General features: G+C 61.3%; 13 protein-coding genes. 7 read left to right on the forward strand and 6 right to left on the reverse strand.

Annotated elements, in window-relative coordinates; translation table 11 throughout:
- Positions 1 to 75: 75 nt before the first annotated feature.
- The 5 genes from AC6HU3_RS00985 to AC6HU3_RS01005 are packed head-to-tail and all read right to left on the reverse strand — an operon-like array spanning position 76 to position 4112.
- Positions 76 to 1176, reverse strand: a complete 1101-nt coding sequence (locus AC6HU3_RS00985; protein WP_497473946.1) for an epoxyqueuosine reductase — start codon at positions 1174 to 1176, stop codon at positions 76 to 78.
- 5 nt (positions 1177 to 1181) lie between these two features.
- Positions 1182 to 2120, reverse strand: a complete 939-nt coding sequence (locus AC6HU3_RS00990) for a UDP-glucuronic acid decarboxylase family protein (RefSeq protein WP_497473947.1) — start codon at positions 2118 to 2120, stop codon at positions 1182 to 1184.
- A 1-nt stretch (position 2121) separates the two neighbouring features.
- Positions 2122 to 2559 carry a polysaccharide biosynthesis/export family protein gene (locus AC6HU3_RS00995; RefSeq protein WP_497473948.1) on the reverse strand — a complete coding sequence of 146 codons (438 nt, stop codon included), beginning with the start codon at positions 2557 to 2559 and terminating at the stop codon, positions 2122 to 2124.
- On the reverse strand, positions 2559 to 3629 hold the full coding sequence (locus AC6HU3_RS01000) for a sugar transferase (RefSeq protein ID WP_497473949.1): 1071 nt from the start codon (positions 3627 to 3629) through the stop codon (positions 2559 to 2561). The genes AC6HU3_RS00995 and AC6HU3_RS01000 overlap by 1 nt, the downstream gene beginning before the upstream one ends.
- A 60-nt stretch (positions 3630 to 3689) precedes the next feature.
- Positions 3690 to 4112 carry a type II secretion system protein gene (locus AC6HU3_RS01005; protein ID WP_497473950.1) on the reverse strand — a complete coding sequence of 141 codons (423 nt, stop codon included), beginning with the start codon at positions 4110 to 4112 and terminating at the stop codon, positions 3690 to 3692.
- 104 nt (positions 4113 to 4216) lie between these two features.
- Here AC6HU3_RS01005 and rpmE point away from each other — a divergent pair, with 104 nt between their 5' ends.
- From rpmE to AC6HU3_RS01040, 7 genes are all read left to right on the forward strand, one after another.
- Complete coding sequence (rpmE, locus tag AC6HU3_RS01010; RefSeq protein WP_497473951.1) at positions 4217 to 4429, forward strand: 50S ribosomal protein L31; 213 nt, start codon at positions 4217 to 4219, stop codon at positions 4427 to 4429.
- A 1-nt stretch (position 4430) separates the two neighbouring features.
- A complete protein-coding gene (locus AC6HU3_RS01015) occupies positions 4431 to 4949 on the forward strand; it encodes an SPOR domain-containing protein (RefSeq protein ID WP_497473952.1) in 519 nt (172 codons plus the stop codon).
- Between the two features lie 253 nt (positions 4950 to 5202).
- Complete coding sequence (gene uvrB / locus AC6HU3_RS01020; protein WP_497473953.1) at positions 5203 to 7218, forward strand: excinuclease ABC subunit UvrB; 2016 nt, start codon at positions 5203 to 5205, stop codon at positions 7216 to 7218.
- Between the two features lie 182 nt (positions 7219 to 7400).
- Positions 7401 to 7604: a Flp family type IVb pilin gene (locus AC6HU3_RS01025; RefSeq protein ID WP_497473954.1), complete on the forward strand. Its 204-nt coding sequence runs from the start codon at positions 7401 to 7403 to the stop codon at positions 7602 to 7604.
- On the forward strand, positions 7604 to 9529 hold the full coding sequence (locus tag AC6HU3_RS01030; protein WP_497473955.1) for an AMP-binding protein: 1926 nt from the start codon (positions 7604 to 7606) through the stop codon (positions 9527 to 9529). Before AC6HU3_RS01025 ends, AC6HU3_RS01030 begins: the two co-directional genes overlap by 1 nt.
- Positions 9526 to 9849 carry a hypothetical protein gene (locus AC6HU3_RS01035; protein ID WP_497473956.1) on the forward strand — a complete coding sequence of 108 codons (324 nt, stop codon included), beginning with the start codon at positions 9526 to 9528 and terminating at the stop codon, positions 9847 to 9849. The genes AC6HU3_RS01030 and AC6HU3_RS01035 overlap by 4 nt, the downstream gene beginning before the upstream one ends.
- Positions 9843 to 10814, forward strand: coding sequence for a P1 family peptidase (locus AC6HU3_RS01040; protein WP_497473957.1), 972 nt, complete (start codon positions 9843 to 9845; stop codon positions 10812 to 10814). Before AC6HU3_RS01035 ends, AC6HU3_RS01040 begins: the two co-directional genes overlap by 7 nt.
- On the opposite strand, the gene AC6HU3_RS01045 is transcribed toward AC6HU3_RS01040, so the two are convergent.
- Entirely contained in the window at positions 10768 to 12108 is a 1341-nt protein-coding gene (locus AC6HU3_RS01045; RefSeq protein WP_497473958.1) for a TldD/PmbA family protein, read from the reverse strand. The genes AC6HU3_RS01040 and AC6HU3_RS01045 overlap by 47 nt on opposite strands.

Here is a 12108-nt window from a genome sequence, read left to right on the forward strand (position 1 = left end):
GAAATCCTGCGTGAAATGTTCCATTGTACACGACCTCCGGTGGTTTTGGGGGATTCATTCTCACCGGTCAGGTCGTCACAGGGAAGAAACGCGCTTCACCACCCATTCCAGATGTTCCCGCACCAGCGGGGAGGGCTCCTCCCTGAGGCGGGCACGCAGAAAGGCAAGGGCACGGTCCCGATCCCGGGGAACGCGGCGAACACGATCCAGCCAAGCCAGGGCGGCATTTCGCCGTAAGATTTCTGCCCGGATTCTTCGCAGGGGCGTGCCCGCAAAGCGGGTCCGGAACGTTTTTTCCTCCATGCTGGACGCTTCTTCAAGGGAGGGAACGTCCGGAATCCTGAGCTTCAGGGGAGTCTCCGGACGAACCTTTTCGGAAAGGATGTTCTGGTTCCAGGGGCACACGTCCTGACAGATATCACAGCCAAACAGATAACCCGCCATACGATCCCGCAGGACCTCCGGAACGGGATCGGTCCGGTTTTCGATGGTCTGATAGCTGATGCACAGCCGTGCGTCCAGAACGCCGGGTTCCCGGAGGGCTCCGGTGGGGCATGCCTCCAGGCACCGGGTGCAGGAGCCGCACAGCGTGAACACGCGTTCCGGGTCTTCGGTGCCTTCCGGGTTCTGGTCGGCCCATCCCTTCCGGTTGAGGTGCCACCATCGGGGGCGGGGGGAAGAAGGGAGTTCCAAGTCGGTGAGAATGGCGGCGATCAGGGTGTAGCTTCCCCATCGAGGATGAATGAGAAGGGTGTTTTTCCCGATGAATCCCAGGCCGGCCAGGGTCGCGTAATCCCGTTCCAGAAGGGGACCCGAATCCACGAAAAAGCGGGAGCGCGCGGACAGTCCGGCTTCCTCGAGGAACAGCCTCCACACCCGGCGAAGACGCCGGTGAAGCACGTTGTGGTAATCCTGATACCGGGCGTAGTGGGCGATGCCTCCACCGGAAAACGGGCTGTAGGGGGCAAGAAAAACCACCACCGATCGGGCACCCGGGAGAAGTTCCTCTGGATTCACGCGGAGATGGGCGGTTCGGGCGAGCCAGTTCATATCGGCTGCATAGCCCTTCTCCAGCCAGCGAAAAAAGACCTTGCGGGAGGGAGCCGGCACGGCGGGAGCCACACCCACGGCCACAAACCCGGCGTCCCGGGCGAGGCGTTCCAGGCGGTGGATCACGGGATTCAGGGGGAGACCAGGATCTTTTCGAAATACCGGATGGTCTTTCGAAGGCCCTCTTCCAGCGGAACCCTGGGAGACCACGCGAGAATCTGGCGGGCCCGGGAGATGTCCGGCCGACGACGGCGGGGGTCGTCTTCCATGGGATCCACAAACTGGATCCGGGCAGAGGATCCTGTGAGTTCCAGAATTTTGCGGGCAAGATCCAGAATGGTGTATTCTTCCGGATTTCCAAGATTCACGGGATAGGCGTAGTCCACATCCATCAGCCGGCGAATCCCCTCCACCAGATCCTCCACATACTGAAAACTCCGGGTCTGGGACCCGTCACCGTGCACGGTGAGATCTTCTCCCAGCAGAGCCTGACGGATGAAGGTGCTCACCACCCGGCCGTCATAGGGGTCCATCCGGGGACCGTACGTGTTGAAAATTCGGCAGATCCGGGTGGACAGGCCGAACATCCGGTGATAGGCCATGGTGAGGGCTTCGGCATAGCGTTTCGCCTCATCATAGACGCTCCGCACCCCCACGGGGTTGACATTACCCCAGTAATCTTCCGGCTGGGGATGGACCAGAGGATCCCCATACACCTCGCTTGTGGACGCAAGGAGAAAGGACGCACCGGTTCGGCGAGCCAGCTCCAGGAGATGGCGGGTTCCTTCGGCGTTCACCCGCAGGGTTTCCAGGGGTTTTTCCAGATACCGGGGGGGACTGGCAGGGCTTGCCAGGTGAAGGATCCAGTCCAGTTCTCCCTCCACCGGGAGGGGCTCCACCACGTCATGCTCAAGGAATTCAAAGGTCGGATACGCCTGAAGGGGGTCCAGGTTTTCCCGGCGCCCGGTGAGAAAGTTGTCCACCCCGATAACCGTGTGGCCTTCCTGAAGAAGGCGCTCGGCCAGATGACTCCCCACAAAACCCGCAGCGCCCGTAAGAAGAATCCGCATCTTACTGGGTGGCCGTGCTGAAGAGCTGCCAGAGGTTCACGGCCGAGACCACGGCCAGGGAAAGGTCCCGCAAGATGGACACGATGCGCTGGAGGCGGACGGTGCCGATGGTGGGAACCAGAATCACGTCGCCGGGTTCCAGGGGCCGGAGGGTGTCCTGGCCGAAGAGCACCCTTTCCAGATTGATCACCTCGTGGGTTCGGGATTCGGTGTGGGCGATGCGAATGGCCTTGAGGTTGGCACGGTCGGTGGGACCGCCGGCCATGGCCAGCGCATCCAGAAGGGTTCCACCGTCCTTGATCCAGAAGGTTCCTGGCCGTTTCACCTCTCCCATCACCGAGATCCGGATCTGGATGCCGCCCCCTTCTTCCGGAGGGGCGGGACGGAAGTCCTGGGCAGCCAGCAGGGAGGGAAGGAGAAGAAGCCAGCTCCACTTCATCAGTACGCTCCTTTTCCGGTGATCACGACCCGAAAGGTTTTGAGAAGAATATACACATCCAGCCACATGGACCAGTGCTGCACGTAATAGGCATCCAGAAGCTGCTGCATCATCACGTCCCCGTCGCTGCGGACGAGAACCTGCCAGAGCCCCGTGATGCCCGGAAGGGCCCGCTGACGGAGGCGCCGGATCACGGGAGAATAGCGGTCCAGGTGATAATCCGGGAGGGGACGGGGCCCCACCAGGGACATTTCGCCCCGGAGGACATTCCAGAACTGGGGAAGTTCGTCGATGCTGGTTTTGCGCAGGATTTTCCCCACAACGGGAAGAATGCGTGGGTCATCTTTGATTTTCTGAAACTGCTCCCACTCCGCACGGAGATGGGGAAAGCGTTTGAGATAATCAAAAAGCCTTCGCTCCGCATCCACATACATGGTGCGGATTTTCCAGACCCGGAAGGGTTTTCCGTGGAGCCCTTCCCGGACGTGGCCGAAGAAGGGTCCGTGACGATCCATCAGGAACACAACCAGGGCGGCCAGGGCGATGACGGGGAGAGAAAACAGGAGAAAAATGAGGGCCAGGATCCAGTCCAGGGGGCGTTTGAGGAAACGGTAGGGCCAGGTCTGAACGTCCGAGCGGTGAAAAGGCCCCTGGACCCGGAGAAACTGATACACCGCGTTAAACCCGAGAAAATGGCGAACGAAGTCCCGGATCACAAAACCCGTGAAGGCAGACCCCACCAGGATGGGAAAAAGAGGAAGGGCGCGGTGAAAGGGGATGGAGAGGAGAAAACCGGTGATCACCCAGGAGAGAAGGTGAATGAAGAACATCCGCCGGAGTTCCGACACTTCCTGAAGGGGCGGATGGCGAAAGAGTCCTGCCGCCAGATAGGAAACCCCAAGCACCGCTCCCCACAGGAGGGGCAGGGACCAGCCCGGAAACACCATCTGGGCCACCAGACTCGCCAGGGTCCAGTTGGCCAGGTCCCCCAGCCCATGGGCCAGGCGCCAGATTCCTGGAGAAGGCAGGGGAAACCGTTCAGACTCCACCCGGGGCGCGGGAAAGCTCATGGACGCACAAACCCTCCTGTCCGCGGCATGGGGATAGTATACACAATTCCGGAGGGAACTTCAAAAACCCCGGTAGGTTCCGGTGCATCCATCGTATTCTGCGAGATAGCCGCCGAGATGAGCATGTCTCCCCCGAACCACAAATCCCGCGGGACCTCTGGGGCAGGGGAGAAACTGGACTTCCAGGGTCACGTCCCGACTGACCTGAACGATGTTCGACTCCGTCCGGATCCCGTTCGTGAGGGAGCAGGATGCCGGACCGGGTCCACAGGGGTTGGGCTGCATGGCGGTGGGAAGCTCGCCATAGAGGGATTGAAAATGGGCGATGGCGCTCACCGCGTTGCGAACGTCACTTCGGACCGCTCCCCGATACGCGCTTTGACGCTGCCGGGAAAACATGGGTAAAGCGATGGCCGCGAGAATGGCCACAATGGCCACCACCACCAGGATCTCAACAAGGGTGAAACCTTTTTGCCGTTTCATCGGGCAGTATAATACAGAAGCACGCGGGAACCTTCATGCAGGCCCCCAGGAATTTGAAGGTTCTCACAGGGGTGCGTATAATTGAGCCAACAAGGAGGCGAGACATGAAGAAGGGCATTCATCCAAAATATGAGCCGAAAGCTGTGATCCGCTGCGCATGCGGGAACGAGATCGTCACCGGGTCGGTGGTGGCCTCCGTGGAGGTGGAGGTGTGCTCCAAGTGTCACCCCTTCTATACCGGTGAAATCCGGCAGATCTTCGCCGAGCGCGGCGGTCGTCTGGAACGGTTCCGGAAAAAATACAACTGGGATCACTGAGATGAGACGCGCGCTTGGGCTTTTGTTGCTGGGAGCGGTGGCCTGTGCTCCCCGTCAGACGGTGCAGGAGGAAACCGCCGAAGTGCCGGCGGAAACCCTGACGGTGCTGGACACCATCCAGGTGGAGACGGTCACGGTTCAGGAAGAACCCGTGATCACGTTTGATGAAACCCCTGCTCAGCCTTCTCCTGAGGCCCCGGCGACGCCCCCGCCCCCTGCCGAGCCGGCCCCGCCTCCTGAACCCCGGGGGATGAAAGTTCCCGGCTTCCGGGTCCAGGTGTTTGCGTCCATGTATCGGGACAAGGCCGAGGCGTTCCGGGACGGCATCGTGGCCCAGTGGGGGGTGAAAGCCTATGTGGTGGAGGAATACGATCCCGCCCGGGGGCTCACCCTCTTCAAGGTCCGTGTGGGCAATTTCCGGGATCGGGCCGCGGCGGAGGCCATGCGGGACCGCATCCGCACCGTGTGGGGTTACACCGACGCCTTCGTGGTGGAAGATCAGGTGGAAGTGGAACGCTGACCCCCGCTTCAGTGCAATCGGGGGGGTGGTGTACTGATGTTCGCTGCGGGATTCCGTATATGATTCGTCTATTTCCCCGCTTTTCTGTGATGCCGTCCCGGTCCCATGGTATCGGTGGTTAGGCAAACTTCAAAATACCTTTCAGAGCCGAGTCACATTCACCGCAAGCGAATGTTCCAGGCGTTGGATTTGTTCATGAATTCACGGGTTTGCCGGAAGGTGCTGTGAGAGGACAGGAGGTGAGCCGACCGTAATGGCCGTGTTCAAACTCAAAGCCCCGTATCCCCCGGCCGGGGACCAGCCGAAGGCCATCCGGGAGATCGTGGAAGCCTTCCGGAGCGGGGAGCGGTTCGTCACCCTCCTGGGCGTCACGGGAAGCGGCAAAACCTTCACCGTGGCCAATGTGATTGCCGAACTCGGCAAACCTGCCCTGGTTCTCTCCCACAACAAAACCCTGGCCGCTCAGCTTTTTGCCGAACTCAAAGAGTATTTCCCCGACAACGCCGTGGAATACTTCATCAGCTATTACGACTATTACCAGCCCGAAGCCTATGTCCCCGAAACCGACACCTACATCGAAAAAGAAGCCGACATCAACGAGGACATCGAGCGTCTGCGCCTTCGAACCACAGCAAGTCTCCTGGAGCGAGACGACGTGATCGTGGTGGCCAGCGTCTCCGCCATCTATGGCCTGGGAGACCCGGAGGAAACCCGGAAGTTCTTCTTCCTGATCGAACGGGGCATGGAACTGGACCGGGACGCCTTTCTCCGACGCCTGGTGGACATGCAATACACCCGGAACGACGTGGCCCCTGAACGGGGCACCTTCCGGGTTCGGGGGGATGTGGTGGAGGTGGTGCCGGCCTATGAGGAGTTTGTGGTGCGGGTGGAGTTCTGGGGGGACACAGTCGAGCGAATCACCCTGCGGGATGCCACCACCCGGGAGGTGCTGGAGGAGCGCACCCGGTATGCCCTGTATCCCGCAGGCCACTGGCTCACGTCCGAGGAAAAACTCCAGCGGGCCATTGCTTCCATTGAAGCCGAACTGGAGGAACGCCTGAAAGAACTCCGCGCCCAGGGGAAATTCCTGGAAGCCCAGCGCCTGGAACAGCGCACCCGGATGGATCTGGAGATGCTCCGGACCACCGGAACGTGCCGGGGCATTGAGAACTATTCCCGCCACCTTTCCGGACGGCCTCCCGGCTCAAGGCCTTTCTGCCTTCTCGATTATTTCCCGGAGGACTTCCTTCTGGTGATCGACGAGTCCCACGTGACCATCCCTCAGCTTGCAGGGATGTATCGGGGAGACAGGGCCCGCAAAGAAACCCTGGTGGAGTTCGGGTTTCGCCTGCCTTCCGCCCTGGACAACCGTCCTCTGAAGTTTGAGGAGCTGGAAGCCGAGTTTTTCCGGCAGGTCCTTTTCGTTTCGGCCACACCGGGGCCTTATGAACTGGAAAAATCCTCGCGGGTGGTGGAGCAGATCATCCGGCCCACGGGACTGGTGGATCCGGAGATTGAGGTTCGTCCAACCGAGCATCAGATGGACGATATCCTTGCGGAGGTGCACCGCCGGATCGAACGGGGGGAGCGGGTTCTGATCACCACCCTGACCAAGCGGATGGCCGAGGATCTGGCCCTGCACCTCACCCGGTATGGCGTGCGGGCAAAATATCTCCACTCCGAGCTGGACGCCATTGAGCGGGTGAAACTCCTCCGGGATCTCCGTCTGGGGGAATTTGACGTGCTGGTGGGGGTGAACCTCCTGCGGGAGGGGCTGGACCTTCCCGAAGTTTCGCTGGTGATGATCCTGGATGCGGACAAAACGGGGTTCCTCCGGTCTGAGCGCTCCCTCATCCAGATGGCCGGGCGGGCTGCCCGGAACGCTGCGGGGAAAGTGATTCTGTATGCGGACGAGATCACCGAAGCCATGCGAAAAGCCATCGAAGAAACCGAACGGCGGCGCAAACTCCAGATGGAATACAACCGGGTTCACGGCATCACCCCCCGAACCATCCGGAAGTCTGTGGACGAGATTTTGAAACTCACCCGGGTGGCGGATGAAAAGGTGTTCACCCGGGAAGACCAGGGGGTGGAGGAAGAAATCCAGATGCTGGAGCGCAGCCTTCCCCCCTATGCCCTGGTGGAGGAACTGGAGCGCAGAATGCGGGAAGCGGCCGATCTCTGGGACTTTGAGCGGGCGGCCCGCTTCCGCGACGCCCTGTTCCGGGTGAAGAAAAAAATCCGGGAAGCCGAAAGCCCATCCTCCTGAAAAGCTTGCACGTTCAACCCAATGATCCACCGTTGAGGCCGTCCGGGCGGGCTTCTGACTGCTCTTTCTTTGGTCCCCACGCGGTTTTCCAAAGAAAACCGCGTGGGGTGCGTTAGGGGGGGTTGACAACGGGCCGGTTTCGTCGTATAGTATATACAGGACCTGTTGAGAGGAGGTGGTCTATGAACATGTTCAGCCATCCCGCGTGGGGCAGGCTTCTCCGGGATGAGACAGGTGCAACCGCTGTGGAATATGCCATGATCATCGGACTGATTGCCCTGGCGACCTTTGCCGTATATCGCTCGGTGGGTCAAAAGGTCTTCAGCATCATGGAGCAGATGAACATCCACCTCGGAAACGCCACCAAGACCTATTCTCCCAGCTGATGGCTGACCCCGTCTGGGAACCGTCCTTCTATTCTCGCAAAAGCCGGCTCGCCGAAATTCTTGAAAGGAGGGGGTTGTCGTATTCCGAATTCCTTGAACGCTCTTTCCACGACGTGGAGGCGTTCTGGACGGAGTTTTTCGAGGACGCCCATCTCCCCTGGCCGGTTCCCTTCTCCCGGGTCCTGGATCTCTCCCGGGGCAAGCCCTGGCCCCGGTGGTTCGTGGACGGGCGGATCAACCTGGCCTGGTGGGCCACCGGTCGGTGGGCACAAGAGGCTCCCCATCAGGTGGCCGTGATCTGGGAAGACGAATCGGGAGTCGTCCAAACCCGCACCTTTGGAAGTCTGGATCGGGACGTTCGCCGCTTTGCAGCAGGCCTTAAAGCCGTGGGGCTTCAGCCCGGTGACCGCGTCGGGGTTTTTCTTCCGCTGAACCTCCACGCCGTGATTGCCCTCCTGGGCGTGGCCGCGGCCGGGGGGATCGTGGTTCCCCTCTTTTCAGGCTTTGGCGAAGAAGCCATCCGGATTCGGATGGAAGACAGCGAGGCCCGGTTTCTGATCACCCAGGGGAAAGCCTCCCGTCGGGGAAAAACGGTACCCATGCTGGACATCGCCCGAAAGAGTGTGGCGGGTCTCCCCCACCTCCAGCACATCATCGTGTTCGGTCCTCCCGACCTTCAGGAACCCGTGGAGATTTCAGCCGACGCCCTGCTGGATCACGATCCGATGGAAGGGTATCCCTGGTTTGACGCGGAAACGCCCTTCATGCTGATCTACACCTCGGGAACCACCGGAAAGCCCAAGGGAACCGTGCACGTCCACGCCGGATTTCCCGTGAAAGCGGCTCAGGACATGGTGCATCTCTTTGATGTGCAGCCCGGGGATGTGATCACCTGGCTTACCGATCTGGGATGGATGATGGGTCCCTGGCTGGTGCTCGGGGGCCTTTCCCTCGGAGCAACCGTCCTTCTGTATGACGGGGCGCCGGATTATCCTGTTCCCCACAGGCTGTTCGACGTCTGGCTTCGCCACCGTGCAGGTCTGGTGGGGCTTTCGCCCACCTTTGTCCGGGCCGTTCGGGGAAAGGTTGACGACTGGCTTGCCCGGCAGGACCTGGGAACCATCCGGGCCATCGGCTCCACCGGAGAACCCTGGACCGAAGAAGCCTGGTGGTGGACGTTTGAACACCTCGGACGGCGAAAGGCTCCCATCCTGAACTACTCCGGAGGCACCGAGATCTCCGGGGGGATTCTGGGCTGTGTGGTGGTTCGCCCCCTCGCACCCCTTTCCTTCAACACCGCTGTGCCCGGTGTCCAGGCCGATGTGGTGGACGAAGAAGGGAAATCGGTGGTGGATGAGGTGGGCTATCTCGTGGTGCGCAACGTCAATCCGGGCATGACCCGCGGGTTCTGGAACGCCCCCGAGCGGTATCTTTCCACCTACTGGTCCCGATTCCCTGACATATGGTTCCACGGAGACCTTGCCCGCCGCACCCACGATGGTTTCTGGTTTATTCTGGGACGGGCCGATGACACCCTGAAGGTGGCCGGAAAACGTCTGGGCCCTGCGGAAATGGAGAACGTGGTCGCCCGTCATCCGGCTGTGAGGGAAGCCGCGGTGGTGGGCATCCCCCATCCGGTGAAGGGGGAGGTTCCGGTCGTTTTTGTGGTCCTGAAAGAAGGGGAACCCTCCGAAGAACTTGTGGAGGAAATCCGGCACTGGGTTGCCGAACGGATGGGCAAAGCCCTGGCCCCCCATGCCGTTCACGTTGTTCCGGATCTTCCCAAAACCCGGAACGCCAAGGTGATGCGCCGGGTGATCCGCCGGGTGTATCTTGGGGAAGACCCGGGTGACCTCTCCGCTCTCGTCAACCCGGAAGCTCTGGAGGCCATCCGGGCACTGCGCTCCGGAAAAGAGAACGCATGAGCCTCTTCCCTCTTTTCCTGATCGTTCTGGAAACTTCTTCCACGGTTATCCCGGGGCTGGATCTTCCGCCTTCTCCTCCTGCGGTGATCCGGGACCCCTGGTGGGGACGGGACAAGGCCTGGCACTTTGCCGTCAGCCACACCCTGAGCAATGCCCTGGAATCCCGAACGTCCCTGGGGTGTTTTGAAGCGGCCAGCTTCACGTTCGGCGTGGGGGTGGTGAAAGAACTGGTGGACTGGAAAATCCGGCGCACCTTCTTTTCCTGGAAAGACCTTGTCTATGACGCCCTGGGTTCCGCGCTGGGGTGCGTCCGATGGTGAGTCTGGAGCCCTTTTCCATTGGCACGTTCTCGGATCCTGATGGCGGGACCGGTCTGACGGTTCTTCTGATGCCGGAAGGAGCGCTGGGGGCCGCCGAGATCCGGGGGATGGGCCCGGGGACCCGGGAACTCGCCCTTCTTTCTCCTTTCACCGCGCCGCGGATTCACGCGTTGGTGATTTCAGGGGGGAGTGCCTTCGGCCTCGCAGCCTGTGACGGTGTGGTGCGCTTTCTGGAAGAACAGGGTGCGGGGCACCCCACCCCCTTTGCCCGGGTTCCCCTGGTGGCGGGGACGGTGATATACGATCTCAACATCGGAGATCCCCGGCATCGGCCGGGTCCGGAGGAGGGCTATGAAGCCGCCCGGCATGCCCGTCCCGAGCCTCCGGAGGAGGGTTCAGTGGGAGCGGGCACCGGCGCAACTGTGGGCAAATGGGCCGGGCTTTCCCATGCCACGAAATCGGGTCAGGGATTCCGGATGATCCGTGAAGAAGACGGATGGGTGGGTGTACTGGCGGTGGTGAATGCGGTGGGGGATGTGCTCGCCCCGGACGGACGGGTGCTGGCGGGTGCCCACGACGAACGGGGGTTTTTTCAGGACCGCGGAGAGATCTCCTTTCGTCTCAGGCAGAACCTCCCCAACACCACCCACCTGGTGGCCTTCACCCCCCTTCCCCTATCCCGGATCCAGACCCATCTTCTGGCCCGACGTCTTCACCTGGCCATGGGTCGGGCGATCCGACCCCTTCATACGCGATGGGATGGGGATGGAACGTTCGTGTTCACCCTCCGGGACGAGCCCATGGATGAGGGAAGGTTTGAGCTCCTGAGCGAAAGGGTTCTCCGGGCGGCGGAGGATGCCATCCGCCGTGCCGTACGATTTGCCTCCTCCCTGCACGGCTTTCCCGCTCTGGAGGATCTCAGAAGCGGGTGGCCGACGGAAAGTGAAACCGGGGAAGGGCCATAGCCGGAAAGCGCCCGCCGGTGGCGGGCTGGATGTCATACCGCTCAATCGTTCCCACAAGCTCCCGCTCTCGGGAGATACCGGCGATTTCTCCAAACACCTCAAGAAGGGAAACGTGGAACCGGAGGTTTCTCACGCCCCCCACGATCTCCCCCTTTTCCACAAGAAAGGTTCCGTCCCGGGTCATCCCGGTCAGGCGTGCATTCCGGGGATCCGTGACGTTCACATAGTGGAAGCGGGTGACCAGAAGGGCCCGGTCAAACTGGTTCAAAAGTTCCTGAAAGGAGCGATCTCCCGGCTGGATGTGAACGTGGGCGGGATAGGGGAATCCCCCGAAGAAGTTCATGCCATGGCCGGTGCTCACCGCGCCCATCTTGGTCGCAAGGCGCAGGTCATACACCGGTCCGTGCACCACGCCCTTCTCCACAAGGACAAAGGGGTGTTTGGGAATTCCTTCTGCATCAAAGGGCATGGGAAATCCGTCCGTGGGATCGTCCACCACGTGGAGGGAAGGATCGAACACCCGGCTGCCAAACCGGTCGAGAAAGGCGGAATACTTTTCATCCACCGCCTGGGCGCTGAAGCCGATCCACCCGAGAAACCCGAAGAGGTCGGCCACCGCAAGGGGCTCCAGGATCACGGGCCAGTCTCCGGGTGAGACCTCCCTCGGGTTCGCCGACATCCGCGCCTTCCGGACCGCCCGTTCGGCCACGGCGTGAGGGTCAAGCAAACGGATATTGGGATGGGTTTGCTGTGCCCAGCCCGTTCCGCCTTCTTCGGCAAAGGCGTTCACCCACAGGGCAGCCCCCGTGGTTCTCCAGAAAAGGCGGAGCCCCTCGGTGTTGAGCAGGGCCACTTCGTACGTCTGGGTCTGGGTGGCCCCGAACACCTCCACATCACCTGCCATTTCAAAGACCCTCTTGACCTGCTCGGCCCGGTCGGTGGGCGTGACCTGGGCGGTGGCCTCCACATACCCCACATCCGAATCTTCCTCCCGCCCGGGGACCAGGTGGGGGAGATAGGGATCATCCGGCGCGTGTTCCAGAAGGGCGCGCGCCTGCTGAACCCCCTCCAGAATTCCGTCCAGATCCGTGCGGGTCCACCACACCACGGCGGCCTGACGACCATGACGGAGGCGAAGTCCAACATGGATAGAGGATCGGTCCACGCTCTGATGGATCCGGCTGTGGGCAAACCGGGTGAGACCGAGCACCTCATGGAGCACCACCACCTCGGCGGCATAGCCTTTGGCCGCCCGGAGCACGTTTTCTCCAATGTCCATCAGGGTTTCTTTCAT

The sequence above is a fragment of the Caldifarcimen microaerophilum genome (genome assembly GCF_055387105.1).